At 64.0% G+C, this 24,261-nt stretch carries 25 protein-coding genes; 12 read left to right on the top strand and 13 right to left on the bottom strand.

Going from position 1 to position 24,261, the window contains the following annotated elements; genetic code table 11:
* Window positions 1–98 precede the first annotated feature (98 nt).
* Both ACIQ17_RS06325 and ACIQ17_RS06320 read left to right on the top strand, forming a co-directional pair.
* Window positions 99–539, top strand: coding sequence for a helix-turn-helix domain-containing protein (locus ACIQ17_RS06325; protein WP_233024156.1), 441 nt, complete (start codon window positions 99–101; stop codon window positions 537–539).
* A 643-nt stretch (window positions 540–1,182) separates the two neighbouring features.
* Window positions 1,183–2,265 carry a DNA-binding protein gene (locus tag ACIQ17_RS06320; protein WP_398466545.1) on the top strand — a complete coding sequence of 361 codons (1,083 nt, stop codon included), beginning with the start codon at window positions 1,183–1,185 and terminating at the stop codon, window positions 2,263–2,265.
* A gap of 279 nt (window positions 2,266–2,544) precedes the next feature.
* Here the strand turns inward: ACIQ17_RS06320 and ACIQ17_RS06315 are convergent, their stop codons facing one another.
* Window positions 2,545–3,159: a hypothetical protein gene (locus ACIQ17_RS06315; RefSeq protein ID WP_398466543.1), complete on the bottom strand. Its 615-nt coding sequence runs from the start codon at window positions 3,157–3,159 to the stop codon at window positions 2,545–2,547.
* A gap of 106 nt (window positions 3,160–3,265) precedes the next feature.
* Between ACIQ17_RS06315 and ACIQ17_RS06310 the strand changes: the two genes are divergently transcribed.
* The 6 genes from ACIQ17_RS06310 to ACIQ17_RS06285 all read left to right on the top strand — a co-directional run bounded on the left by ACIQ17_RS06310 (window position 3,266) and on the right by ACIQ17_RS06285 (window position 6,463).
* A complete protein-coding gene (locus ACIQ17_RS06310; RefSeq protein ID WP_398466541.1) occupies window positions 3,266–3,931 on the top strand; it encodes a hypothetical protein in 666 nt (221 codons plus the stop codon).
* A gap of 68 nt (window positions 3,932–3,999) precedes the next feature.
* Window positions 4,000–4,350 (top strand): hypothetical protein, encoded by a 351-nt coding sequence (locus ACIQ17_RS06305; protein WP_398466539.1) that lies wholly within the window; start codon window positions 4,000–4,002, stop codon window positions 4,348–4,350.
* A gap of 114 nt (window positions 4,351–4,464) precedes the next feature.
* On the top strand, window positions 4,465–5,004 hold the full coding sequence (locus ACIQ17_RS06300; protein WP_398466537.1) for a hypothetical protein: 540 nt from the start codon (window positions 4,465–4,467) through the stop codon (window positions 5,002–5,004).
* A 2-nt stretch (window positions 5,005–5,006) separates the two neighbouring features.
* A complete protein-coding gene (locus tag ACIQ17_RS06295; protein ID WP_398466535.1) occupies window positions 5,007–5,189 on the top strand; it encodes a hypothetical protein in 183 nt (60 codons plus the stop codon).
* Between the two features lie 170 nt (window positions 5,190–5,359).
* Window positions 5,360–5,563, top strand: coding sequence for a hypothetical protein (locus ACIQ17_RS06290; RefSeq protein WP_398466533.1), 204 nt, complete (start codon window positions 5,360–5,362; stop codon window positions 5,561–5,563).
* 30 nt (window positions 5,564–5,593) lie between these two features.
* Window positions 5,594–6,463 (top strand): DUF4238 domain-containing protein, encoded by an 870-nt coding sequence (locus ACIQ17_RS06285; RefSeq protein WP_398466531.1) that lies wholly within the window; start codon window positions 5,594–5,596, stop codon window positions 6,461–6,463.
* A gap of 139 nt (window positions 6,464–6,602) precedes the next feature.
* On the opposite strand, the gene qatD is transcribed toward ACIQ17_RS06285, so the two are convergent.
* From qatD to ACIQ17_RS06250, 7 genes are all read right to left on the bottom strand, one after another.
* Window positions 6,603–7,334, bottom strand: coding sequence for a Qat anti-phage system TatD family nuclease QatD (qatD, locus tag ACIQ17_RS06280; RefSeq protein WP_398466529.1), 732 nt, complete (start codon window positions 7,332–7,334; stop codon window positions 6,603–6,605).
* Window positions 7,331–8,605, bottom strand: coding sequence for a Qat anti-phage system QueC-like protein QatC (gene qatC / locus ACIQ17_RS06275; protein ID WP_398466527.1), 1,275 nt, complete (start codon window positions 8,603–8,605; stop codon window positions 7,331–7,333). The genes qatD and qatC overlap by 4 nt, the downstream gene beginning before the upstream one ends.
* A complete protein-coding gene (gene qatB / locus ACIQ17_RS06270; RefSeq protein WP_398466525.1) occupies window positions 8,602–9,393 on the bottom strand; it encodes a Qat anti-phage system associated protein QatB in 792 nt (263 codons plus the stop codon). The genes qatC and qatB overlap by 4 nt, the downstream gene beginning before the upstream one ends.
* A 70-nt stretch (window positions 9,394–9,463) precedes the next feature.
* Window positions 9,464–11,332 (bottom strand): P-loop NTPase fold protein, encoded by a 1,869-nt coding sequence (locus tag ACIQ17_RS06265; RefSeq protein ID WP_398466523.1) that lies wholly within the window; start codon window positions 11,330–11,332, stop codon window positions 9,464–9,466.
* Between the two features lie 396 nt (window positions 11,333–11,728).
* Window positions 11,729–12,259, bottom strand: a complete 531-nt coding sequence (locus tag ACIQ17_RS06260; RefSeq protein ID WP_233024144.1) for a hypothetical protein — start codon at window positions 12,257–12,259, stop codon at window positions 11,729–11,731.
* Window positions 12,256–12,588 carry a nucleotidyltransferase domain-containing protein gene (locus ACIQ17_RS06255; protein ID WP_233024143.1) on the bottom strand — a complete coding sequence of 111 codons (333 nt, stop codon included), beginning with the start codon at window positions 12,586–12,588 and terminating at the stop codon, window positions 12,256–12,258. The genes ACIQ17_RS06260 and ACIQ17_RS06255 overlap by 4 nt, the downstream gene beginning before the upstream one ends.
* Window positions 12,589–12,771: 183 nt before the next feature.
* Window positions 12,772–14,352 carry a DUF6538 domain-containing protein gene (locus ACIQ17_RS06250; protein WP_398466520.1) on the bottom strand — a complete coding sequence of 527 codons (1,581 nt, stop codon included), beginning with the start codon at window positions 14,350–14,352 and terminating at the stop codon, window positions 12,772–12,774.
* 217 nt (window positions 14,353–14,569) lie between these two features.
* Here ACIQ17_RS06250 and ACIQ17_RS06245 point away from each other — a divergent pair, with 217 nt between their 5' ends.
* From ACIQ17_RS06245 to ACIQ17_RS06235, 3 genes are read left to right on the top strand one after another with little or no spacing between them, the layout of a single operon-like run.
* Window positions 14,570–16,291, top strand: a complete 1,722-nt coding sequence (locus ACIQ17_RS06245) for a DUF6538 domain-containing protein (protein WP_398466518.1) — start codon at window positions 14,570–14,572, stop codon at window positions 16,289–16,291.
* Complete coding sequence (locus tag ACIQ17_RS06240) at window positions 16,288–17,325, top strand: hypothetical protein (protein WP_398466516.1); 1,038 nt, start codon at window positions 16,288–16,290, stop codon at window positions 17,323–17,325. The genes ACIQ17_RS06245 and ACIQ17_RS06240 overlap by 4 nt, the downstream gene beginning before the upstream one ends.
* 13 nt (window positions 17,326–17,338) lie before the next feature.
* Complete coding sequence (locus tag ACIQ17_RS06235) at window positions 17,339–18,364, top strand: hypothetical protein (RefSeq protein ID WP_398466514.1); 1,026 nt, start codon at window positions 17,339–17,341, stop codon at window positions 18,362–18,364.
* A gap of 65 nt (window positions 18,365–18,429) precedes the next feature.
* Here the strand turns inward: ACIQ17_RS06235 and ACIQ17_RS06230 are convergent, their stop codons facing one another.
* From ACIQ17_RS06230 to ACIQ17_RS06210, 5 genes are all read right to left on the bottom strand, one after another.
* Complete coding sequence (locus tag ACIQ17_RS06230; protein WP_398466512.1) at window positions 18,430–19,341, bottom strand: 3'-5' exonuclease; 912 nt, start codon at window positions 19,339–19,341, stop codon at window positions 18,430–18,432.
* A gap of 7 nt (window positions 19,342–19,348) precedes the next feature.
* The gene (locus ACIQ17_RS06225) at window positions 19,349–21,541 is read right to left on the bottom strand and encodes an AAA family ATPase (protein ID WP_398466510.1); all 2,193 of its coding nucleotides are present in this window, start codon (window positions 21,539–21,541) and stop codon (window positions 19,349–19,351) included.
* Entirely contained in the window at window positions 21,538–21,915 is a 378-nt protein-coding gene (locus tag ACIQ17_RS06220) for a DUF6634 family protein (protein ID WP_398466508.1), read from the bottom strand. The genes ACIQ17_RS06225 and ACIQ17_RS06220 overlap by 4 nt, the downstream gene beginning before the upstream one ends.
* 210 nt (window positions 21,916–22,125) lie before the next feature.
* On the bottom strand, window positions 22,126–22,569 hold the full coding sequence (locus tag ACIQ17_RS06215; RefSeq protein ID WP_398466506.1) for a hypothetical protein: 444 nt from the start codon (window positions 22,567–22,569) through the stop codon (window positions 22,126–22,128).
* An 80-nt stretch (window positions 22,570–22,649) separates the two neighbouring features.
* Entirely contained in the window at window positions 22,650–23,507 is an 858-nt protein-coding gene (locus ACIQ17_RS06210) for a hypothetical protein (RefSeq protein ID WP_398466504.1), read from the bottom strand.
* A 173-nt stretch (window positions 23,508–23,680) separates the two neighbouring features.
* Between ACIQ17_RS06210 and ACIQ17_RS06205 the strand changes: the two genes are divergently transcribed.
* Complete coding sequence (locus ACIQ17_RS06205; protein WP_398466502.1) at window positions 23,681–23,926, top strand: hypothetical protein; 246 nt, start codon at window positions 23,681–23,683, stop codon at window positions 23,924–23,926.
* Window positions 23,927–24,261: the final 335 nt, after the last annotated feature.

Below are 24,261 nucleotides of genomic sequence, written 5' to 3'. Positions count from 1 at the left end.
CCCTGCCGTAGCCGCTCGCCGTCTATTCGATGCGTCTGTTGGACTTTCATGACGGTCAGGATGCATCCTGTAGCGGCTACAGGAGCAAGGACCATTCGATGGGCAAAAACACGATTTCGCGAGCCGGAAGGATATCGATCGGCGCGCTCTCGAGACAAGGCGGCGTGAAAATCGAGACCATCCGCTACTATGAGCGCATCGGGATGCTGCCTCCGCCGCCGCGGACGGCGGGCGGCCGACGGTTGTACGGTCGAGCCGAGGAACGGACGCTGGCCTTCATCCGGCGCTCGCGCGATCTGGGGTTCACGCTCGAAGAAATTCGCGCGCTGCTCGCGTTGGGGGCGCCGGAACGCGCGCCCTGTGTCGACGTGCACAAGATCGCCGGCGCCCATCTGGCGAAGATCCGCAACAAGCTCTCCGATCTAGTCAAGCTCGAAGCCATCCTGGCGGAGACGGTCGCCCGATGTTCCGACGGCGAAGCGCCCGGCTGTCCGGTGCTCGATGTCCTCGACGCCGGGCGTCGGAGCCAAGGCGCCTGACCCGGGTCGGTGCCGATGGGATGCCCTGTCGGACGCGCCCGCGCCGGGCGGACCGTGCCCCGACCCGGAGGCACGGCGCACGGACCGGCCGGCGATCCGCGCCGAAGCAACCGCGCCGGACGCCGAGTGACCGCCGATCACGATCGTGACGCGCCGCCACGATCGTGATCGCGCGTTACGATCGTGACGATACGTTACGATTTTCGGCCGGGTTGCGTCTGCTTTGCCTCTACTGAATCTATACTTGCGACGGCCGTCCGGCGAAAATCGTGACGCTGCGTCACTACGGGAGATTTCCGGGACCTACGGTCCGCCTGCGTGGGTCTGTTTCCCTTAAATTCCGCTAAAGTTCGTGGAACGTTCACGCCATAGCTTCGAACCGGGTCCCGGCTAACCCATTGATCGGAAACCCAATAACGACGGGCCTCCACAAGGACTCGCACCCTCCGGAAAGGCGCCCGTGAATCTGCTTTGATTACAGGTTTGCGTTTGTCGCGGAGGCCTTGTTTTGCAGGGTTTCCGAGCCCTCCTTCGAACATTTCGGGAGATTTCGGGAGCCCGTAACGGAGCGTTACGCTAGTTTGTTGACGGGTTGGAAAGTCGACGTGTCTTAGCATGAGCCGGCGACATCCAGGACCGGATCATGACGAAGAACAATCTGAGAGCAAGGGTCTATCAGGCGGCCGACGAATTGTTCATTGAGTCCGGTTCCCTCCATAGCGTCGGCCAGCGCGCTGTCCGCGACCGGGCAAAGGGTGGTTCGAACGACGTGGGGCCGCTGCTCGACGATTGGCGGGCTTCGCGGGAATCCATGCTCAGTTCGAGACCGGCCGCACTCGCCGCCATCGCCGAGGAGTTCGCCGGCCGTCTCTGGCTGATGGCGCAGTTGCTTTCCCGTGGATCGGGGGACGGTATCCATCCTCCGCCGCCTCCGCCAAACGACCGCACGCCAATGGCACGGCCCGCCGCACGAACCCAGCCACCCCAGACCAAGGCAACTGCGGTGCCAGCTACGGCACAGACAGGTCAACGTCGCGACGCGAGCAACTACGGGGCGTTCAGCGACATTCCTCGGCCTGAACGTCCGGCGAAGGCTGCCAAGCCAAGCGCCAAGCGCGTAGCGACCGTCAGGAACTTTCAGATACGGGAGGCGGGTCAGAAACTTTTCGTGCTTGTCGATCCGAAGCCACCCATGCAGCCGGGGGTACTCACTGCCGCCGATTGGACCGGCGCGTCGAACGAGAAGCTCGCGGAAGCGGTCGCGACGATACTTCGCAAGAACGGCGACCGGCTACGCGCCTCCGACATCCACAAAAAGCTGCCGAAGAACCTCCGGCCCGGCACCGTCGACCATGCTCAGCGTGATTTGCGGGCCGGGCTGGCCGGGTCGAGGATCGAATGGGCGACCGGCGGCTGGTTCTGGTTCAAGGACGAGCCCCTCCCCAAGCATCGCGAAAGGCTGGACACGCCGGCGGCCGAGAGGCGCCAAAAGGGCGATGTGCTATGGTGGCGCATCGCCCATACGATCGCAGGGCTCGGGCGCGACTTCACCCAGGCCGAGATCGAGGACGCGTGCGGCGACGAACTCAGAAACTTCGGGGACACGTGGTTGCGGCTCCGGCTCATGCGCATGCGGGAACGGTCAGAACCGTTCATTCAGCTCGTCTCGGCCGGCATCATGCGCTGGACCGGACTCGATCCGGCCGAGATCGTCGTAGAGGATTGAAAATCCCGCCAGCGGTCGGCGGCGCCGGAGCGGACACAGTTCGAGCGGACCGACGCGGTCCGCTGGCCAACCGGCCGGATCCGCTGCGAGCCTGCCGGCACCGTTGTCGGCCAAGCGGCGGGGCGGCCGCGGGCGCTCCTGTCGGCGCGACAGGCTCCAGACCTTCCGGTACCTTCACGGTTCGGCATAGCACCCGGACGCCGTCGCCAACTTCGCGTTCAATCGACCCGTGCTCAGCTAGACGATGTCAGCGCGGCCCGGGAGGCAGCGCGCTCGGTATCAGGACGGTGTCAAGCAGCGAGCGATCGCCCGCAAGGCGTCCTGCCGGCAGCGGCGGATCTGTTCGGTGCGAGCGAACGCCCTTTTTCCGAAGGTCCAGCTTTGCGAATCGAGGTTCCGGACGCCGATCGATATCGACGCGAAATGCTGCGGGTATTCGACCTCGAACGTCACCCAGACGGCGTGACGCTCGATGCGCATACGGTTGAGCTCGTCGAGGAAGGCGTCCTCACGACCGAAAAAACGCAGAACGGCCGCCAGACCCCGGACCACGTCGTGGTCCGGTCCTATATCCAGACGAAAAGCCGGCACGCCCGGTTCGGCCGCTCTTCCACCACGGCCGCCCGAATGGTGGCCGTGGTATTGGGCCTTTAGCTTTCGCAGCGACTTGACCGTTTGCACGCTCGCGCCGACCGCTTCAGATGCCATCACGGCACAGACGAGCGCGGCGGCGTCGTCATGGGTCATGTCGGGCACGTGGCGGCCACGGCCGCCCTGCGTGATCAACGGACCGTCGGGCGCCTCGCGGAGGTTGCGGGCATGCTGGACCGTGCTGGTCAGGGGTGCTCCCAACGCATCAGCGACAATGGCAGCCAACCGGCGCGAATTAACCATGGCGACCTCTCCCCGTTGACCTGCGACGCCTCCAGTGAGATTTTTTCACTAGAGAGAACGGCCGCTGGCGTCAACCGTCGTCGCGGCCCAGCGGACAGGACCGACGATGGCCTTCAACGAGCTCGAGCAAGCCAGACGCAACCTTTTCAGGACCCCGCGGGTCATCAAGCACATCGGCCAGGCGACCGTCCAAGACCCGCGGATCGTCGACACCGCGTGCAAAGCGCTTCTTGAGGAAGGCTTGCTGCCTTGCGTATCCGACGGAAAGGCCGACGCGCTGGCGATCGATGGCGCCATGGTCCTGATGGCCCTGGCCAGCCGGCAGACGGAAGCCGACGCGATCGTCCGCGTGTTAGGCAGGCTCCGCGACATGCAGCACCAGGTCGTCGTCGCCAGGCCAACGATCGTGTCGACGGAGCCAAGACGCCTGCCGTCCGATCTGTTCGTCCATGGCGTGGCGGAAGTGATCAAGCAGACATGGCAGAACATGCGCGCGCCCATCATCGACGAGGATGCCGACATCGGCGTCAGCATCCTGTGGGGGGACCGCGGCGAGGTTCTGTACGGTGTGATCGATTATGTGTCCGAGCACCGCAAGCACATCTACTCGAACGCCAAGCTTCCCGTGCCACCGGGGATCGCCGACGAATGGGACTTCATCGAGCTGCGTACGGTCGGCGGGCACTCCTTCAGCACCTTGTCCATCTTCTACTACGCCAAGGTGCTCAAAGACAGCGCGGTCGGCACCCCGGCGGAATTGGACGAGCCATGATCCGTCACGATCCTCGTCCCCGAGTGCCGGGCTCCCAGGACGGCAACCGACCGAGAAAGGAAAACCAGATGATGGACTACGCGACCTTCAAGAACGGTCCCGCCTGCCGGGTATTCGCCGGACTCGGCGGTGAATGGGCCGGCATCCTCGAGCGTTCGCTTTCGTTCAACGAGCTTCGACACGCCGTTGTTCAGCGGAACGACGAGGCGCGGGGCTGCTTCGCCACGGCGGTGCGGACCTACGCCGGCGTCGCCTCGCAAGGCGAACACAGCCTTCTCCTCGCGGTCTGCGCCATGGTCGATTTCGGACACCTCGCGGACAAGCTGTCGGAGCCGCACGTCACCTGGCAGAACATCGTCCGCGGTTGCGACGCCCAGACCCGGGCGGCCATCGCGGCGTGCATCGAGGCGTCGCCGTGAGCGCCTCGACACCGGTGGTCGCCGCGAGGCGTTGCCCCGACGCATTCGATCGACATCTTCAACCGGCCAGACGACGCGTCGAAGGCAGCGCGCTCGCGTCCCGGGAGACCTGAGATGGAGATCCGCCCGCATCCGGATTGGCGTCAGGCGCTCGTCGAATCCTACGACGACATCTTCCGTCCCGTCGGCCCTTCGGCGGCGGCGCCGGGCTTGCCCGCCGTCGACGACGGCTGGCGCGACCTGCTGGAGCGCGCGTGCGCACGCATCCGCGCGTCCGTCCGCACGCACGGCGGCTCGCTTCGGGTGACGGAGATCAGCGAGAAGTACGGCACTCTGCGCGTCCGCTGGGAGGGATCGATGTCGCCCGAAGCGGCCGCGCGAGTAGAAGAGGCCGTCGATCTGGCGGAGGCGCGCAGCGCGACGACCTGCGAGGTCTGCGGCGAACCCGGCGTCCTCCGCGCCGGCGAATGGCTCGCGACACGCTGCGACGCGCACGGGGATGGACGGCACCCGGCAGAGGTCGAGCAAGGAATCGAACATCCCCACGTCGAGCGGAGGTTCGTCGACGGGCACTGGCACGCCGTCTTCCGGTTCTACGACCGCACCTCCGACCGCTTCGTCGAAGCGGATTCTCCCCGTAGCCAAGTGGAGTGACCATGGCGCGCTTCAGATGTGCCGCCTGCACACGCTCCGGCGAGTGCGGATACGACGACCGCGGCCATGCGTGTCCGCTTTGCGGTTCGCCGGACGTGGTGTTCGCGGTGGCGATCGAAGAACTGCCCGACGAGGTGCTCGGGGCTCTTGCTCCGCCGGAGCATTCCGGCGAAGGCATCGAGTAGCAGTCGAGAATTTCCGATCCTACCGACGGGCATACATCACGAACTTGCCGGCAATGCGCATCGCTTCGACGATAGCCGAGCGGGGGAAAAGTCGCCCGCGCCGAGGCTTCGCTGTGGACTCCTGCAGCCTGGGTTGACATCGTCGCCGAATGCAACCCGGAGAATCGGTGATGGCTAAATCGACGAGCAATACTGGAAAGCCCTGGACACCTGCGGAAGTGAAGCAGCTCAAGCAGGAAGCTGCCGGCAACACTCCCACCAGGGTCATGGGACTGAAGCACAAACGAACAGAAGCGGCGATACGTGCGAAAGCCCAGGTCGAGGGTATTTCGCTAAAGCCGACCAACCAGAGTCCGTACGGGACAAAGAAGTAGCCGGTCGGCCATCTGCAGTCACGATCCTGGATGAACGTTCCAAAACGACACCACTTCGTTCCCGAAATGCTGCAAAAGCGCTTCGTCGATGAGGCGGGCCTTCTGCACTTCTACAACAAGCGAACGCCGGAGAAGGGCGTTCAGTCCACCAGGCCGGGCAATCTACACGTCAAAACGCATCTTTACTCGAAGATCCTCTCGGACGGGACCAAGGACGTCGCGCTCGAGCTTCGTTACGCCGCGCTTGAAGGCGTCGCCGAGCCAATATTTGCTGAACTTGTGAACGCAGCCCTTCGTGGCCGCACACCGCGCATCCCGTCGACGACCAGGGAGGTCATCGACCACTTTGCCTACGAACAGATGCGGCGCGTGCCGGAATTCCACGAACAGATAATGCCGACCAGCGACTCGGAGCGGCAGATCCGACTGGCGCTCGACGAATACGAACGAAGGTTCAGGAAAGTCCCGGCTGAACAGCGGGAGAACACGCTTCGCCCCTCTTCGATCGAGGAGTTCCGTCAGAACGCGCGCGTCGGCGCACTGTCTCGCCACTCGCCCAGGGTCATGCGCGCCCTTGCCTCGAAATCGCTCGTCATCGCACGCACCCGAACGAAACTCAGCTTCATGATCGGCAGCCGCCCCGTGGTGCGCTCGCGCGGCAACTTGCCGGACCCGGCGACCGAAGTCTGGTTGCCGATCGGCGCCAACGTCGCCCTGCTGTATATCGGCGAGCGGTGGGAGAGCCCACCCATCTACGACGTCCCGGACCACACGGTCCGTCGTCTGAACGATACGATCGCGGCGCAGAGCGCCATGTTCGCCGGGCGATCGGGCAAACTCATTCTGAGCGTGATCGGCCGTCTGGTCCTTGCGACCTCAAATGCAATGCCGAGGAGGTAGGCCGATCCGATAGTCGGGGCTTTTCCACGGCCTCCCCGGGGAAGCGCGATCGCCGGAGCCGGCCAGAGGCCTCTCGCGGCCGTGCGCCGTGGCGGCGACGCCCACCTCCAGTCCTTTGAAGCGGGCTCTCGGTGCGATCCTATGCAGACGAGACCAAGGCTTTGAGATTGGAGAGAAGTCGCGCCTCGATCTCGAGCTCGCTCTTCCCCCAGACGGCGGACAGCGCGGCGATCGCTCCCTTCGCGTCCCAGGGACAGGCGGCTCTGCCGTCGAGTTGAGCGAAGGGACCATCCGTCTCGGTCAGCACCTTTTCCTGGGGCATCTCCGCCGCAAGCGCGCGTCCCTTTTCCCCTGCAAGCATGGCTGGACCGACGCTGAACCAGCATCCCATCGCGACCGCTCTCTTGAGTTCGCGACGGGTCCCGGAAAACCAATGGAGGACCGGAACGCCCGCGCCCGGATGTCGCTCCAAGGCGTCGAGAACCTGACCGGCTGCTCGCCTGCTATGTATCGAAAGGATTCGTCCGCCCGCGGTGGAGCACGCGTTCAGTATCCGGTCGAAGACGAATTGCTGATCGCACCAGTAGCGCTTGAACTCGGGGCCGCCGTCAAGGCCGACCTCACCGACGTAGCGGGTCGTGGAGACGAGCTCATCGAACAGCGCAAGTTCGCCTTTTCTTTCGTGGGCAAGCTGGGGATGAAGGCCGAGAGCGGTTCTGATGCGCGGGGCATCCGAGGAAAGCGCCGACGTCCCCTCGAACGCGGTCGGCGTTGTCGTCACCGAGAGCACGAACATCTCCCGCGACCGGGCTTCCCGCACCATCTCGACGGGGTCGGGATAGAGGTCGAGATGGCAATGAAAGTCGATCATTTAACGCCCAGCGCCGCATGCAGCGCCTGCAGTTCGGCCATTCCGCGTGAGATCATGGCTTCGAGTCCTGCCCTGTCGGCTATGAAAGGAGAGCTGAGCGAAGGTCCCAGCCAATCGCTCAGGCCATCTCCGGCGGCGTTCCGGATGGCCATGGCGACGGACCGGACGTCGTCGAAGCCGGCGTGCTCGGCGTCGTCTCGGCCGAGTTCTGTGTACACGTAGTTCGTCGTATCGGGTACGCCCCAAGCGCGGAATGCGGCGCGACGGACATGGCACGGCACGCAACGACCGCAGTGCCGGTAATTGAAGCGTTGGAACCGTCCGCAGCTCGTCGAACGCGCCGCTTGAACGCGCAGCAGCGTCTGGTCCGCGCATGACCGCAGCATCTCACCCTTCGTCGATGTCGCGTACGGATTACGGATCTTCACGCGAAGGCCGGCCGCATCCAGCATTCGCTGCACGCTGCCGAGATAGTGCGGATGGGCGGTACGCGTGCTGAGGCTGCCTATCCGCGCTCCGGTGAGCGGTGGATTGATCGCGATGAAGCCGTTTTCGCACAGGAAAAGATCGACCGTGCCGCCCTCATGGTAGGCGGCGAGCGATGTCGCGGCCATGACGCCGAAGGCGATGAAGATCAGGGATCTGGCCCTTTGGGACGCTTCCTCGACGCCGGGAGCGTGGGCGTTGTGGTTCAGTTGCAGATGGTCGAGGCCGCCGGCGATATGGGCGGCGAAGTCGACCTGCTTTGCGGCGTCCCCGCGAACCGTCTGGCTGACGGCGAGGGGCCGCCGCCCGGCGGCGGCCAAATCGATCGCCCCGACCAGACTGTCGAGACCGCCCGAAAGCAGAACGACGCAATCGGCATCCGGACGCTCGGCCGGCTTCGGCGGCGCCGGCTGCATGCCGCCCCCGTGAAAACCGAAACGCCATATGTCCGTCGTCAGGAATCCGACCGCTTTCGCGAGATGGCCGGCCTGGGCGTTCCAGAACGCGGGATCCGAGACCGCGATCTGCAGATCGAACTCCCGGGTCCATCCGTCCGGACTCCGTTCACGAAGGCCCGCATAATCCGCGGTCACCACCGAGAGCGCTATCGAAAGCAGATCCCAAGCTCGAGGTGCCGCCTCCAGCCGCCGGCGCAGGAACTCATGCTTCGCCGCGTCACCGGCGCTGCCACGGTCGCCGCTGCCGGGCTGACCGAACAGCACGACCCGTAGATCGTCGGCCGTCGCCGGCAGATCGATGTCCTCTGGAGCACAAACCAGCCTCATTCCGCGTAGCCCTCGAAAACGATGCAGGTTTCCCTGACGGCCTCGCTCACGACACGGTTGATCCTGTCCACCGTCAGCCGTTTCCCTGCGTCGCGCAGCTTCCGGAATTCCGCGCCGACGATCTCCTTCACGTAGTCCCTGGCATCCCTGAGACGCGCGAGCGCCACGGTCGCGGTCGGCGATTTTTCGCTGATCGCGACGCCGACATCCAGTTCGAACCGTCGGAAGACGTCCATTGCGGCATATCGCTCTATGACGAAGTCTCTCTGTTCGGAATCGAGATTCAAGAGGTCCGCTTCGGGGTAGTGCGTGAGCAGTTCGGACAACGCGTCGCGAATGGCCGCGCGCGCCGCCTCCGCGTCCTGTGTGCCGTCGGTGGGACGAACCGCCTCGACGACCGCGTCCATGACCTCCCGCGCGGAGCGGCCAGCAAGAAGCGCCGGATCGAGCGGACTTCCAGCCGTGGCAGGCTGGCCGGCGGCGATGTTCGACAGCGCACTACCGAGCGACTGCGCCGTCGCCGCGGTCCCTCCAAGCCTGGCCGAGGCGGTCGCCGAGCCGGAGTAACCGCTGCGGACGTAGTGTCCGAGCGCCTTCTTCAGATCGTCCCGGTTGCCGCTGCGGGCGTAGTCTCCGAGGCTGCGCCGCGTGCCCCGGAAGCGTGCTGCGGGCGCCACGGGCGGCGCCGCCGTCAGCGGGACAGCCGGAGGCGTTGGGATCGGCGGCGACGGCTGCTGCTCATCGGGCGGCGGCGGCGGCGATGGGTCGGGAGTACCCGGTTCGGGCACTTGCGGCTCGGGTGGCGGCGATGGCGGCGTCCAGGGCGGAACCATCGGCACGCCTGGCCCCGGCCCACCGCTAGATTGCGACGTTCCCATTTTCAAACGTTCTCTTGATTGCGTTCTTGACCGGCCTCGACACGTCAAGACCGTCCCACTTCTCCAGCACACCTCGAGCCCAGGGCTGATCGGCGATCTTCGGTACGATGTTGGGTTTGACCTGCGCGGCCGGCCGCTCGGCGAGAAAGGCCGCGAGACGACTGCCCTGAGGCGGATCCACCTCCGACAAGGCCAGGCAGGCCTCCAGTATCGGCGGCACGCCCCATTCCTGCTCCTGCCGTGCCTTCTCCAGCAGACGATCCATGATCACGGCCGTCTCGAGCCGCTGCACCGTCTGCAGCCGCGGTTTGAGGCGCGCCGCCATCTCCGGATTCTGCAGCAGAGCGGTCAACAGTTCCGCGGCCTCTGACGACAGGCGATCCTCGGAAGTGACCAGCGCGACATGCTCGCGGCTGACGTATAACGCGCCTCTGAGGTCGACCTCCGCGAGGGCCGGCGGCAACGTCAGCCACTCCCGCACGAACGGAGCGTTCCACGGGGACGGGAGATCGAGCTCCTTGCCCGCATTTGCGGCTTCCTCCCACTCGCCGAGGAACGCGGGTTTCCCGGACTCGCTGGCACCGACCGCGGAGATCAACGAAGCATAGGCCTTCGTGTCCCCTAGACGTTCGAACAGCATGAGCTTGGCAAGCACAGCTTCGTCGACACCGACGCCTTGAGCGGTCGAGATCGACATCCGTATGGACAGCGCATTCAGGAATCTTTTGATTAAACGGGGATTGCCGGCGATGCCGGACGCGGTCGTCATCAACGGGGCGAGGCGGTCCGCGGTATCGAACTTGCCGATCAGTTCGTCCGGCATCGGATCATGAAGCGTCTGGACGAACGCCCGGTCGACGCGCTTGCCTTCCCACGTCCGGCGAAGCTGATTGCAGATGCCGACGCGGATCTTCTCCTGGATCTCACCGTCCAGGACGCTGTTCTCCACGAACAGCAACATCATGTACGCGCGCACTTCCTGCGTTCCGAGCGGCGGGACCCGAATCGGTACCTGGATCAGCTTGTCGAAATAGTTGGTGACCAACAGATCGTCTTGGATGCCGCCGAAATGCTTGCGGACCGCGTGCTTGATCATGTCGTTGTCGGCGGCGATGACGAAAGCGGTGTTCTTCAGGAACAGGAAGAGACGGATGGCCTCGAGGGTCGAGATCGTGGTCTCCGGAAGACAGCGGTCGAGATCGTCGATCAGGACCACCAGCGTGATCCCCAACTCCTCGAGGATGTCCTCGAACGAATCCCGGAGAGCCTGGATCTGTTTCGGCGGCGACTCGTCGGGCTTCGGATCCAGGAGTCCGCCTGCAGCGTCCGCGACCTTGCCCGCCGCGGCTTCGGCATCCTTGGCTAGGTTGCCGCCGAGGCCTTCGTCGAAGGCCCGACGGCCGAGGCCGATCACGTCGCCGACCAGGCCCGTCGGCGGCAGGCCGAGCGCGAGCGAGATCGCAGGCACGGCGACGAGTTTGGCGGCCCGTAGCCAGTTGACGCGCTTCAGCAACGCCTTCGTCTTGTCGACGGCGGTCGCGCGCGCGGCCGCCTCCGCCTCCAGCTTCGAAGCGATGACGTCCATCAGCGCCGCCCGCGCATCGTCGTAGCCCTGATACAGCCAAGCATTGAATTCGACGAAGACGAACTGCCGCTCGCCGGCAGGGAGGGGGCGCGCGGCGACGGACGCCCGGATGAGCTTGATCATCGACGACTTGCCGATACCCCACGAACCGGACACCCCGATCGAGACCGGGCGCCCTCGCGCCTGCACGACGATCTCGGCCACGGTGTCCGCGACGCCCGAAAAATTCAGGAAGTCGCGCTCCGTCTCGTTGTCATGCCACATGAAAAGCTCGCCCCCGCCGATCCCCCACACAACCGATAGCTGACTGCCTCCCATCTTTGCAATGGCCGAGCGAAGTCGGATTCTGCTTGGGAGGATCGGTACGGGGCCGGCGCCTTGTTCGCCGGCAGCGAAGAAACGGGCCGATGATGCCGTACGCATCGCATGAACAACGTCGGACCGCCTGATGCTTCGAACTGTAGACCTCGCGGTGGCGATGCCTATCCGGATCCAAACGGCAGAGGATGTGAATGCCTCGCTCCCTGCCGACGCTCATGGGCTGGTCGCACAATCGGAAAACGACGCGATATTTTCGGTGTGCGACGAAATGGTACCGCGCCATCGCCGTACCAGGTCCAGTGCATATCGGAAGCCGACTTCGGCGCGATATGGCTGGCGTCAGATGCGAGGCCGTGACGACGCGGAATTTTCGTCGTCCTCGCCAGGCTCCGGATCCACCGCAGCCTTGAACGCAGCGATCGCGTCCCGGAGCCCGATCAGGACCCGTCGCGCGGCCTCGACCGAAGGCCCCGCCTTCGACGCGTCGAAGTCGTCGTAGATGACCTTCCGAGCCCTATGGCGCATCCTCAAAAGTTCGAGCAAGTCCTTCTTGAGATCTGCGTCGATGATCGCAGGCCTCGCGTTAACGCCGGTCATCTGCCTTGAGACCCGCTCGACGAGATCCCTGTGCGAGTGCTGCCCCTCGACCGGGCTCTTTTCCTTCAAAATGGAAAGGATCTTCTCCAATGCGGCTTCCAGCAGCGAATACCCGGTCTCCATCCCATGGAGAAACGCATTGGACCGTTCCCATACCGCGTCGAGGTCCGGAGAATCGAAGCCTCCGCGGTCGAACGCGCGAACGGCGTTTCCGATCTGCAGAATGGCATGGTCGATATCAGCATCGACATCCGTCCAACGCGGGTCGCTCATGACAGCGTCACCGCTTCATTCGCTATCCGGGCGAGGAACCGCTCGCTTGCCAACGATCTCAAGTAATAATCGACAGGCAGGTCGTGAATTCGTGACAAGTCTTCAACGAAGTCGACGGCTTCGCCTTCGCGATCCGATGGAAAATCGACGACGACATCCAGATCGCTCTCGGACGACATGGCATCCACCGCCGCCGATCCGAACACAAGGAACCGGCCGCCGCGCGAAATCGCAAATGCCTTCAGTTTCGCGATGATCGCGTCCGCAGCCGATCGTCGCCGCGCTGCTTCGCGCGCGTCCCTCTCTGCTATGGTGACGACCTTATCCATGCGTTCTCCGCCCCCAATATCGGGCCTTTGACTGCATAACACAATGACGGCGTGATCAGGCGGGTATCACTCGGCCCGACGGTCGGCGGCGGGCCACTCAGGACGCGAGGCTTGGCGGATCGGATCCGTCGGATAAGTCGTCCGACGATCGCCTCGGCCGTTCTCAACCCGCAAAGTGGGCGGTCACGCCGGCTCCTTCGTTTTCCCGGCACGGCTCCTGTTCGCATCGCCTCGCCGGTCGCGGAGTTTTCCGGCAGCAACATCGTATCTCGGATGCTTCAGGATCTCTGGCTGCATGACGTCCGGCGGCACTTCGCCATACTCCTCGCCCTCGGTGCGGGGCGCGTGCCCCTGGATGGCGTCGAGGATCAGCCAGTCCATCCTCGCCTTGCGGCCCGCGGTCTTGAAGCGATGGCGCCAACCATGGTTCGGCGCGACCCGTGGGTCCTTGATGCCGAGTTCACGAACCCACTCGGCCAATTTGTTGCCGACCGACGTGTAGGTCGGATTCTTCCGGTCCGGGTTGCGCTGCCGCGCGACGGAATAGAACAGCGGCGCCTTGCCCTTCTTCATCCGAGCGAAGTCGAGAAATCCTTGCTCGACCAGATGCGGATGGATCGGAACGACGCGCTCCCGCAGCGTCTTCACGGTTCCGGCCTCGGGCGTTATGCGGATGCAATCGATGCCGTCCACGTTCAGGACGTCGCTGGCCCGAAGCTGCGTGATCTCGTTGACGCGGGCTCCGGTATAGGCGCAGATCCACGGCACCCACCGGCGCGCCGCGGCATTCTCCCGCGCCATCAGCTTGCTCATAGGAGCCAACGCGGCGGACAGGATGATCGCGGCTTCCTTGTCCGTGAAACCGCGCATCTTGGTCTCATGCTTTTCGCTGACGTCGACGACGACTTCCGCGCTCGGGTCGCTTCGCAGCTTCTTCATCCGCTTGCACCAGCCGAAGAAGGCCTTCGCGGCGGCGATGTAACCGTCCTTGACGGTGATGGGTGACAGCTTCGTCGCCAGCAGCGCGTCCCGCCAATCCAGCAGATGCTGCTCGGTGACGAGGTTCATGTCGCTCGACCCGACCCGAAGCATCAACGCCGAGAAATACGGACGCCATTTCTTCTTGGTCGACGCTGAAATCTTCTTCGCCTCGCAGAATTCGGTCCACAGGCCCTCGAAGGGCTTCTTCGGCTCGGTCAACTGGAGCGCGGGATATTTCGCCTGCTCCGGATCGGGGGTGTAATCGCCCTCCGCGTGGCGAAGCAGCACCCTGCTCGCATGCTCCTTAGCCTTGACGTACGCCTTGATGAAGGTTTCGAATCTGTCACCGACCAGTTTCAGGCGCCGACGGGCCAGGAACTCGCGCGCTTCGTCGCCGAACGCGAAGCGCAGGTGCACGCCGACCGGTTGGATGCTGATCAGCCGCGTCTTCTTCTTCTCCAGCGCGCGCAGCGATTCTTCCCAAAGGATGGGACGGCCAGGCTCGTCGCGATGGCTCGCCACCATCTCGTTGTAGAACTCGCCTGCGAGCGCGTTGATCTGCATGTGCGAAAGGTCCGAGGGCGGCTCGCCTTCGAGATTGGCGCGCCAGGTGCGCTCCAGCTTCAGATTCTCTTCCTGGCAGCGCAGCACCGCCTCGTCCCAATCTGCGGTTCCGAGCGAGAACTTGATCTCCGACGGCATGCCGAACTTGCGGTATTTCGCCGGCACACGCCGACGAAACCAGTAGTTCTTCGTGTGGTCTTTTTTGATGGGTTGAAGCATGTTGAGGCTCACGGTGTGTCCACTCCTGTGTACCACCGGCCTTTTTAGAAATGCCTTATTCTATAGATAAAATTGGATTTTCAGGGGCCTAAACGGCTGAATGGCGGAGAGGGGGGGATTCCCCCCACCCCCCTTCGCCTAAGTGGCTGATGTTTCGAATTTTATCGGTAGAATAAGGCGTTCTTCCATTGCTCGGGGCTACATTCAGGGGCTCCACATGGGGAATAGCGCGTTGCCGCAGCCGGTCCGTAAGTTTCACCGCAAGAAAGGCCGGAAGCCGATCCAGAAGAGCGAGCTGTATTGGCTCCGGAAGCGGGTGCCCGACCGCTATCGAAAGCTTCTCGGAAAGCAGGAGGTCTGGCGGTCGCTCGACACGACCGACCTGAAGACCGCCAGGACCCGGTGCGTCATCCTCAGCGACCAGCTCGATAGGGAATGGGCGGCACGCCTCGCCGCCGCAGAGGATGCCGGCCGACTGCCCAAGGCGACGACGTTCACGAGGTTCGAACTGAGCGGACTGCAGCGGCTGGTCCATGCGCAGACGCGCGACGCGTTCGTCGAGAATGCCGGCCGTTTCGTTTGGGGAGCCGAGCTCGGAACGCGCTCCGAGGACGAGGATCTCGAAGCCCGAGAGTACGACGAGGCTGACATGGACGCCTTTCTGGAAAGGAACGGCTTCGTAGCCACGGAGGAGGACCGGCGGCGTTTTCTCCCCCTCTTCCTGCAGGCCCGGAAGGAGGGATATCGCGACCTGCGTCGGGCCGCGGGCGAGGAACAGGACTTCTCCGAATCGCCGAAATTCAAGAACTACGCCCCGAGCCCGAAGCCGCAGACCGACTTCCTCGAGGCCTTCGAGTTCTATTGCACCCATGCGGAAGTCAAGGGTGGCATCACTGGCCCGACTGCGCGCCGATGGCGGCCCAAGATCAAGGAGTTCTGCGGTTTCGTGGGACACACGGATCTCGCCCGGATGACCACCGACGACGGCTACCGTTGGATGGACCATCTCGTCGGCGAACGGGCGATCGTCCGCAAGTCGGTTCGCGACGTCTGGATCGCATCGATCAAGGCGGTCGCAGGCTTCATGGTCGAACGGCGCAAGCTGGACAGGAACCCCTTTCTCGGCATCCGCGTCCGCAAGGTCAAGGCCGGCGGCACGATGGAATCGAACCAGAAGGGCTTTTCGGACGCGCAGGCCGCGACCATCCTCACGGCGACCCTCGCCGAGTTCTCGCGTCTGACGACGCGCGAGACGCGCGCCACGCGCCGCTGGGTCCCGTGGACCTGCGCGTACACCGGCGCGCGGGTCAACGAGGTCACCTCGCTCCTGCCTTCCGACATCCGGAAGGATCCGGAGACCGGCATCGTCTGCTTCTATCTCCGCCCGGAGATGACGAAGGGCGACTATCGCCGCGTCGTTCCGGTTCATTCCCACCTGATCGAGCAGGGGCTGCTCGACTACGTCGAGGAGCGTCGGCGCCTGTCGCTCCCGCTCTTCTACGATCCGAGCAGGGCCGAAGGTGATACGATCGCGCACCCGCAATTCCAGAAAGTCGGTCAACGGCTCGGCGAGTGGGTGGTCCGGAGTCTAGGCATCACCGGGGTGAAGCCCAACCATGCCTGGCGGCACCGCTTCAAGAGCGTCGCGCGCGACGTCGGCATGCACCCCGAGGTCGAAGCCTTCATCACCGGGCACGGCGGCAGCGACGACCAGAAGGCGATCGACAAGGTTTCCCTGAATTACGGTGATCCTTGGGTGAAGACCCTCAAGAAGGCGATCGAGCTCCATCCGCGCTACGCAATCGCCGCACTCGAGCGCCCGCCGCAACCGCTGAAGAAGACGCGCCGCTCGCCCGGAGAGATGGCAGCCGCCAGGAAGACCAAGGCGGCGGCAAATTCCCGGGTCGACGTGGCCGCATCCGGGGGAGCAGACCGATGAGGGATCACGTCCTCGACTATCGCTTCAGCTATCGCGCCGAGTATGTTCCAGTCCGCAAGAGGCTAACTCGGCACGCGTTTCTCAATGGCGTCGAACCGGTCTCCATCCTGGAAATCGAAGCAACGGACGCCCCCGTCGCATTCCGGATATCGCAGCAGTCGGGACGCTGCGATGCGTTCGAAGTCCGGTCGCACGGCGACGCATTGTGGTGGCCCCTGTTCGGCCTCGACGGACAGGTATCGGGCGCCGAATTCTTCGCGCACGCGAAGAGCGATTGGGACAAGGCATGTGCCATTCTTGACCCGCTGGCCCGGACCTACCGGTTCTTCGGGGACACTCACGAACAAAGGTTCGAGGGGCAACCGCTTCGCTCCTACGAGTCCGACTTCCGCGACCAGCTCCTGTCGGCGCAGCACGATGCTTCGCGCGTCCGGGTGATCGGCGGACGGGTTCACGTGGCCGGCGGCGAGCCCGTCTGGTACGCCGTCGCGAACGACGAAGGCAGGCGTGGTTTCGATCTCCAACTCGGTCACTCTGACCTAGATCGCAAGGATCGCGACGCCTACTGGATGCCGTGCCCCGATCGCAGCCCGCGGATGACGTCCGCGCGGCTCGGGCGCGCATTCGGTCTGAACGAATTGGCGCACGGCATCGGCTGGCTCGCGGCCGACGTCGTCCGCTACAGGTCGAAGATCGTAGACGAAGGTATCCATCGAAGCGTTGGGGCCGCCGATCTCTGCGTCCGCGCGTTCGCCCAACACCTTTGGGAGATCGCCTTCATGCGTCCCGATCTGCGCGGCATCCTCCCGGTGATCGCCAAGGCGACCCGCAACACGCCGCCGCCACTCGTCCTGCCGCATAAGGAGATGCTCGAACGGCTGGCTTCTTTGGACGCGACCCGAACCCAGCTTCTCGGCTCGCGCATCGTCGACGACGCCCGCCTGCTCCGCGATCGGGTCGACGAGTTCAGGCCTGTGACCGTCTCTGACGAAGAGATCGACGCGATCTCCGCCGCGTTGGCCGAATTCGCCTGAAGGAAGGGATCCTATGGTCGAGATCCAAATGAATTTGCAGCTTCCCTACAAGCAATATATCAGGCCCGCTCGTGCGAAGACGTTTCGACCCGAGATGTTCATCGACAGAACGCCTGTCATGATCCGGGAGATCGGCTCCTCAGACGCGCCTGTCGCGTTCCGCGTGACCGCGGGCCGCAGCACCCTCGATACCGAGGCGCGGACCGATTACGACATCCGCACCTTCGAGGAGCGGTTCTGGTGGCCTGCGTTCCGCGCGGGTCGTACCGTCACGCGAACCGAGTTCGAAGCGAGTGCCGCGGGCGCATCGCCTTTCGCTGCGGTCGCGGTCGTTCCGTCGGCCCTTCTGACCATGGACGGCTTCCCGAGACCTTTCGATCGCAACAGCGTCAAGGAGTTCGGAGAGTCGGACTGGAGCCACTGGGAAGTGAAGGCACAGCGCGGAGGCATCGACGTACTCATCTGCGACGGACTAGTCCATCTGGAGGCTGGTCCGCCCGCCATCTACGCGGTCGCAAGCGAAGGGGGCTTCGATCTGCAGATCGGCACCTCGGATTGGAACCGGCTGACGGACGTCCAGGTGCTTCCCGGGCCGTCTCTTTCACAGGCGAAAGCAAGCGCTCGGAGCGCCAGGGTCTTCGGTCTTGACGAATTGGATTCGCAGATCCGTATTCTTTGCGATCGTGGATACGGAATCTACCGGCATACGAATGTCGAAAGGATCGGCGGCCCCGACAGGTCCGATACGGCAGCGGCGCTTCTGTGCGCCAGGGGCGTTGTCGAAGATGCGTGGGACGTCGCTCCGCGGCACCTTTCCGTGGAACGTCGCCGCAGAACGATCCCCTCGCTCTTCGATGCCCATGGAGCGCGCATGTCCTCCGATCACCTCGATCTCTACGGGTCCATGCTGGAGCTCGCGAATATCGGGGAAGCCGCGCTCGATCGCGATCTCGCGCATTGCATACGCAATGCACGCGACGTCGTCCCCCGTCTCGAGGCCGGCATCGAAGACGATGCCATAGGTCGACTTGCAGGCTGAGATCGGTCGCGTCTTATTTCATGGCTCGAAGCGGTACCGCCCCTTGGCCGGTCCGAACGCCGCAGCTATCCCGCGCGGTCGGAAAACCGGTTGAAGGCCGATAGCTCAAGACACGGGATGGTGCGTTCGCAATTGTAGATTTCCCTCTTCAGGTACGAGACCTCCTCGTCCCGCGCCTCGTAAGTGACATCGATGCACCAAGCCTTGGGCATCATGTCCGATCCGGCACTCCACCGATAACCCCGCTTCTTCAGGATGTCCTTCATGGCGAACGGCACATCGTTCGCGCGGATATGCCATCCGCTGCGGCGGGCGCGTTCGAGAAGGAATGACATCGCCGGGCGGCCACTGATCGGTAATGTGCGGGCAAGCAGAGCGAGCGCCGCGAGGCAGTCGTTCGCGGCCCGGTGGCGGTCGTAGAAGAAGCCGGCTCCCATTGCGAGGTAGGCCAGTTTCGTTCCCTCGAAGCCTTCGGCCTTCCAATCGACCTCCGCAAGGGAGCACGCCCAGGCCTTGCAGGCGAAAAAAGGATCCAACCGTTCCAGAAAGCGGCGGTCGAAGCCGGCGTTGTGAGCGACGATCAGATCCGCAGCCGCGACCAGCTCCCTGACAACCAAGGCATTGATGGTCTTTCCGGCAAGCATGCCGTCGGTGATACCCGTAAGGCGGACGATCTCCTCCGGCAATGGTCTACCCGGATCGCGCAGCGCCTCGAAAGGCTCAGACACCTGAACGATCTGGCCGTCGAGCGTATATCGGAACGGGACCATCGCCAGCTCGATGATCTCGTCCACATCCGGATCGAGACCCGTGGTCTCGGTGTCCACGAAAAGGCCGGACCGAACCTTCGTTCCCTCCGGTACGATTGCCGTCGGAAGCGGCGCCAAGCGCCGCAGTACCCTGAAGTCTCCGGTCCCTTCCAGTGTCGCGGCGAGAAGTTCGAGATCGCGGTCCTCCGGACTGGCATGGCGCGACATCGCCATCTCAGGTCGAGAGCTCGAGGATCGTCCCGTCATCGACGAATTCTCTGACGATCCGCGCCACCTCACTGCCGTCGATCCGCCCATCGGTGCGCAGACGCCGCGCGACTTCCTTCAACGCACCGACGTTGGCGTTCAGAAGCCCCTTCGTCTGCTCGTAGGCGATCGCCAACTCGTCCTGAACCGCCTTGCGCATGTACGGCTGATCCAGAAGTTCGGTGGCGCGGCGGTGATCCGCCAGAAAGACCAGCGGATGCGGTCCGATATGACCGATGCTGCCGACGAGCGCGGCCGCGATCCGGGTCGCCGACGCCAGGTCCGAGGTGACCGCGATCCCACCGGAGCCGCTTCCGGCGGAACCGAGGAGAGTCTCCTCCGCGGCGCGCCCAGCCAGCATTTCGCGAAGCATGCCGCGATAGTCCTCCAGCGTTCCGGCGCTCTTGTCCTTCGTGCGCCCCGTGACGAATCCGGCGCTGCCGCTCATGTTGCCGACGACCGCATTGAAATCGGTTTCGCCGTCCTGGACGACGGAGATCAGGATATGGCCGGCCTCGTGAACCGATGCGCGCTCGAGCATCTCGGGCGAAAGCTCGGCGCCATCGCCCGTCACCGCAAGGCGGAGATCCGCGACGGAGAGCTGACGGTTCTCCTGCCGCGCGAGCCGTCTGGCGTCCTTGACGATCCGTTCGATGTCGGCCCCGGTTGACCCCGACGCCAGCAAAGCGACCTCCTCAAGGGACTCGTCCTTCAGGTCCGTGCGGAGACGAACGCGCATCATCTTTTCGATCTCGGACGGGTCCGGCAGCCCGATGCCGATGATCCTGTTGAAGCGCCCCGCCCGCACGATCGCTGGATCGCAACGCCCGACGTCGTTGGTGGCGCCGATGAAGATGATTCCTTGCCGCCCCTGGATGCCGTCGATCTGCTCGATGAAGCCGTTCACCACGGCCACGACGTAGTCCTTGTGATCATGCCTGATCGAGCCTCTGTCTGCGAAGGAATCGATTTCGTCGACGAAGAAAACGCACGGCGCCTTCGACCGCGCTTCCGCGAAGTCTGCCTTCATCGCCCGCAGCAGATGGCCGAGGTGTCCTTCGCCGCTACCCTGCCACCCCGCGAGCGTGCCCGAGATCATCGGCAGGCCGAAACTCGCCGCCGCAACCTTCGCAAAAAGCGTCTTGCCCACGCCCGGCGGCCCGTCGAGCACGATGCCCGCATCGAGCGCGTCCCACCCGATCTCTCCCCTCTTCCACGCCTGAAGGTCGCTCGCGGTGGCCCGCGCCCATGCCACCGCGGCGTCCATCCCAAACAGTTCGTCCAGGGACAAATCGCGCGCACCTGCCGTCGAGGCTTTCTTCACGGCGGCGCGCGAGAGGCGGTCGATGCACTCCGCTGCCGTCCTGTCGAAGCGCACGGCGAGCAGAAGCTCGTGGATCCCGATCCTGCAAGCCAGGTCGGCGTCGATGGACGCGGAGCAACTTTCGCCCGTCACGATTGCGATCACCGACCGAAGCACGTCGGCATCCATCGCCGGGACGGTCATGCGGTCCGTGGCGGCGTCCAGAATCACCCGAGAAAGGTGGGTTTCCGCAGAGGGCGTTATCGCGACGATGGGAACGGCGATCTGAACGGCGCCATACGCGCGGGCGTCCTCCTCCTGGACGTCCGACTTGCGGATCGGCTTGCCGTGGATGGCGTGCACCGCATCGACGGCATCCCGCGAAGTCCTATCTCCCACTTCGGAGACGGAAATCCAGCGCAGATGCCCGAGGCCGAGAACGTCCTTCCAGCATCGCGAGATCCTGTCGAAGAAGTCCGCGTCCGGCACATCGATGACCACGACCGGCGTCTCCGACCGCAGACGATCGACGAGCGTCGGATCGGAGTCGAAAAGGCGTGCGAACAGTAGGCGCGCCGCAACACGTCCTGGCATGGACGGCTCCACCTTTGCACGGACGACGATCTCTCCGTCTTCCGTCGCCTCTGCCGCGGAGAGCTTGGCCGTGAGCGCCTTGAAGCCGCCGTCCCCGGTCTCTTCGAGCTCAAGCAGGGTTTCGTCGGCCACCATCGCCGCGGCATGCCTTGTCGCAAGCGAACGCCGATGGGCGGCCGACGACAGCCAATCCGCGCGGAATACCGCCTGCTCAAGCGCTCCCATGTGCTTGGTCATCTTATCGAGGTGTTCTTCGTCGATCATCTCAGCATTTCCTTGAGTTCGTCATGATCCCGGTCGTCGCCGCCTTCGTCGGGGCCCGCCGGCGTCCCGAGGCGATAGTGGCGGTTCGTCGTCCTGCTCCACTTCAGATGCGGGTCCATGATCCAAAGCGGTGACGTCACGATCCGACCACCGAGAAGCGACGGATGTCCGGAGACCTTTCCGGCAAGCCGCACACCCTGCAGCGTCGGCATGTACCGCCACTCCTCCAACAGCGGAGCCGCGTCGAGAACCTCGCCGGGCGGATCTCCGCCCTCAGCTGCACGCTCGATGTCGTCAGCGAGTTGCCTCAGCCGGGTCGCCAGATTTCCATCAAGACGGCGCGGGTCGAGAAACTTGTATTGGGGACGCTGCATGTCCTCCTCCGTTCGGTCGTCATGAGCGGAGCGCGATCGCTCCGCTTTCGGGGGGTGGTTGTGCCCGCTCCTGCAAGGGGGGCTCGGGGGCCTTAATCAGAAAGGGCGCGGTCGTCGCGGCGTCGGAGAAGGCGAACCAGCCAGGCCGTCCGAACGCGAGCGCTACCTTTTGGACGAGGACGCTGTGTGGCGAAGTCCGAGCGGCCTGCATCACGGCATGTCCTCCGGTCGGGCGTCCCAGGCGGGAACCAAGGGGAATTCGGTTTCGCATTTGACCCACGACCGGGTGAGACGCTCGCGATGACCGGCACCGAGCGGCATCCGCGAAAGCATGTTCCCCATCACCAGAGCGCAGGCCGGGTCACCGGTCAGCGCCGCATTGAGGAGAATGCTCATCCGGACATCGACCGGCATGGTGACCGTCTGCGGAATGCGCATCGTCAAAGCGATCGCGATCGAGCTCGCCGCATCTCCGGTAATGGCACGCCTCCACAAGGCGTCGCTTGCGAGGATCCCGCCCACTTCGCAGGACAGCAGAATGCGCCGCACGGTGTCGTATTCGGGCCGCCCGAAGGTCCGCCAGTATGCGAGCGGCTCGACCGTATTCGCCGCGCGGCACCCCGCAACCGGCTCGTTGTTGTTATTGTTTCTCATGACGTGTCTCTCCGTTCGCGCGAATGCGCGGCGACATCACCGATGTCAGTTGAGGTTGCTGGAGTGATGGGCGGACGGTGTTATCCGACGCGCTCGCGACGGGGGCCCGGTCCTGTCGGCCGGGCGCTGAGGATCCGACTGACCGGATCAGCGCACGGCTCGTCGTCGAACACCCGACCGACCGGCACCTCGATCCCCGTCATACCGCGCTCCGTCCGCGGCATGACCTTGAGCACCGGGCCGAGCAGCCCGCGCATCTCCGAGTGCAGCGCTTGCTGGAGCTCTCCCGTCATCATTTCGAGCGTGTCCAGCACCGGAACACCAAAATGTTCGTCGAGCCCTTCCTTGGTGATCCGAAGCTCGTTGTCGAACCCTGACGAGCCGTAGAAATCGATGATGCCCGTCGTCACATTGGTGATGTCTCCGTAGCCGTATTTGCCCAGGAACGACGAGAGCACCAGCCTGGCCGCCCTGAGATCATGTTCCAAGGGGCGCCGCTTGCGGCTCTCCGTGGCACCGTTGCCGCGCTTGACGTCGTATCCTCCGGCCCAGCCCGCTTCGACGTCTACGACGATGAGATCGAGCGTGATCATCCGGACGGTGTTCGAGTCGGACTTCAGGCGGATCTTCGCGAGATCGCGGGTGGAGTTCCTCGACGTCAGGAGGTCGTGGGCCGCTTCCGTCACCGGCACCGGCACGTCGCTCATCACTTCGAACCGGCCGCTCGCAGCGAGCGCATCTCCGAGAGTCCGCTGCAGCAGGAGACCGTGCCGCTTGACGACGCTGTTGACGGCGCTGAACGTCTTCGACAAGTCCGCCCCGATGACGGGATCGATCGGGAAGTCTCCGTTGATCGCATTCGACACGACCGCGCGGGCCGCGCGCCTCAGAGTCGCGCGGGAAAGGAGATTGTTTTCGTTCTGATCGATGTTCGTCACTTCGGTACCTCGCTGCTAGTCGGGCCCACGTGGCCGGCGCCATCTATTACCCATATGTAACTTAGTCGGCAAAAGCGTCGAGGTCAACAGCTTAATACCCAAATGTTACGCAGCCTGTGCTATGGTTAATTATGTCGATTCGGGACTGTGATGAGCGATTGCCGACGGGAGCCATGATCCGAGCTGCACGAGGGCTTGTGGGGCTGGAGACGTCCGAACTCGCGCAAGCTATGGACGTGACGCGAAAGACCATCTTTTCAATCGAACGGGACCAAGGGCGGCTGGACGATCCGAGACGGACAAGGACCCTCACCAATATCCGCAACTATTTCGTAGAAGAGCATGGCGTCGTCTTCTTGTTCGAGGAAGGAAAATTGGGCGAGGGCGTCAGGCTTTCGCGGTCGGAAAAGACGAAGTGACGCTTCTGCCCTCAAAAATCCAAGCCCGGCCTGCGCAAGGTCGAGGCGCGGTTGCCGATGATCTGGCGTCGTCCTCTACGAGCGCAGATCATCGATAGGTTTTGAGCATAAAAAAGTCGGCGCTACGCCAAAGACCGCATTACGTGGGCATGCCCTCTATGTGAAGTCCGAGAGATTCATCGGGTTCAGTATGGACAAGACATCATCTACTTAGGTCCCGAGTGGCATGCGGCTTTCCCCAAACTTGCTGTCCTGAAGATAAAAAAGCTTCACGAATTCCCGCTGCTTGGTCTGCGCCACGACGTAACGGCTTTGGACAGGTTCGAGGTCGAGGT

Source organism: Tardiphaga sp., from assembly GCF_044340795.1.
Lineage (GTDB): Bacteria > Pseudomonadota > Alphaproteobacteria > Rhizobiales > Xanthobacteraceae > Tardiphaga.
Note: the sequence above shows the minus strand (reverse complement) of the source record. Positions and strands in the feature narration are given on the sequence as shown.

Excerpts from the sequence above, each read along its gene's own strand:
- ACIQ17_RS06325 (WP_233024156.1), top strand. The coding sequence starts at position 99 with ATGGGCAAAAACACGATTTCGCGAGCCGGAAGGATATCGATCGGCGCG.
- ACIQ17_RS06320 (WP_398466545.1), top strand. The coding sequence starts at position 1,183 with ATGACGAAGAACAATCTGAGAGCAAGGGTCTATCAGGCGGCCGACGAA.
- ACIQ17_RS06315 (WP_398466543.1), bottom strand. The coding sequence starts at position 3,159 with ATGGTTAATTCGCGCCGGTTGGCTGCCATTGTCGCTGATGCGTTGGGA.
- ACIQ17_RS06310 (WP_398466541.1), top strand. The coding sequence starts at position 3,266 with ATGGCCTTCAACGAGCTCGAGCAAGCCAGACGCAACCTTTTCAGGACC.
- ACIQ17_RS06305 (WP_398466539.1), top strand. The coding sequence starts at position 4,000 with ATGATGGACTACGCGACCTTCAAGAACGGTCCCGCCTGCCGGGTATTC.
- ACIQ17_RS06300 (WP_398466537.1), top strand. The coding sequence starts at position 4,465 with ATGGAGATCCGCCCGCATCCGGATTGGCGTCAGGCGCTCGTCGAATCC.
- ACIQ17_RS06295 (WP_398466535.1), top strand. The coding sequence starts at position 5,007 with ATGGCGCGCTTCAGATGTGCCGCCTGCACACGCTCCGGCGAGTGCGGA.
- ACIQ17_RS06290 (WP_398466533.1), top strand. The coding sequence starts at position 5,360 with ATGGCTAAATCGACGAGCAATACTGGAAAGCCCTGGACACCTGCGGAA.
- ACIQ17_RS06285 (WP_398466531.1), top strand. The coding sequence starts at position 5,594 with ATGAACGTTCCAAAACGACACCACTTCGTTCCCGAAATGCTGCAAAAG.
- qatD (WP_398466529.1), bottom strand. The coding sequence starts at position 7,334 with ATGATCGACTTTCATTGCCATCTCGACCTCTATCCCGACCCCGTCGAG.
- qatC (WP_398466527.1), bottom strand. The coding sequence starts at position 8,605 with ATGAGGCTGGTTTGTGCTCCAGAGGACATCGATCTGCCGGCGACGGCC.
- ACIQ17_RS06265 (WP_398466523.1), bottom strand. The coding sequence starts at position 11,332 with ATGTGGCATGACAACGAGACGGAGCGCGACTTCCTGAATTTTTCGGGC.
- ACIQ17_RS06260 (WP_233024144.1), bottom strand. The coding sequence starts at position 12,259 with ATGAGCGACCCGCGTTGGACGGATGTCGATGCTGATATCGACCATGCC.
- ACIQ17_RS06255 (WP_233024143.1), bottom strand. The coding sequence starts at position 12,588 with ATGGATAAGGTCGTCACCATAGCAGAGAGGGACGCGCGCGAAGCAGCG.
- ACIQ17_RS06250 (WP_398466520.1), bottom strand. The coding sequence starts at position 14,352 with ATGCTTCAACCCATCAAAAAAGACCACACGAAGAACTACTGGTTTCGT.
- ACIQ17_RS06245 (WP_398466518.1), top strand. The coding sequence starts at position 14,570 with ATGGGGAATAGCGCGTTGCCGCAGCCGGTCCGTAAGTTTCACCGCAAG.
- ACIQ17_RS06240 (WP_398466516.1), top strand. The coding sequence starts at position 16,288 with ATGAGGGATCACGTCCTCGACTATCGCTTCAGCTATCGCGCCGAGTAT.
- ACIQ17_RS06235 (WP_398466514.1), top strand. The coding sequence starts at position 17,339 with ATGGTCGAGATCCAAATGAATTTGCAGCTTCCCTACAAGCAATATATC.
- ACIQ17_RS06230 (WP_398466512.1), bottom strand. The coding sequence starts at position 19,341 with ATGTCGCGCCATGCCAGTCCGGAGGACCGCGATCTCGAACTTCTCGCC.
- ACIQ17_RS06225 (WP_398466510.1), bottom strand. The coding sequence starts at position 21,541 with ATGATCGACGAAGAACACCTCGATAAGATGACCAAGCACATGGGAGCG.
- ACIQ17_RS06220 (WP_398466508.1), bottom strand. The coding sequence starts at position 21,915 with ATGCAGCGTCCCCAATACAAGTTTCTCGACCCGCGCCGTCTTGATGGA.
- ACIQ17_RS06215 (WP_398466506.1), bottom strand. The coding sequence starts at position 22,569 with ATGAGAAACAATAACAACAACGAGCCGGTTGCGGGGTGCCGCGCGGCG.
- ACIQ17_RS06205 (WP_398466502.1), top strand. The coding sequence starts at position 23,681 with ATGATCCGAGCTGCACGAGGGCTTGTGGGGCTGGAGACGTCCGAACTC.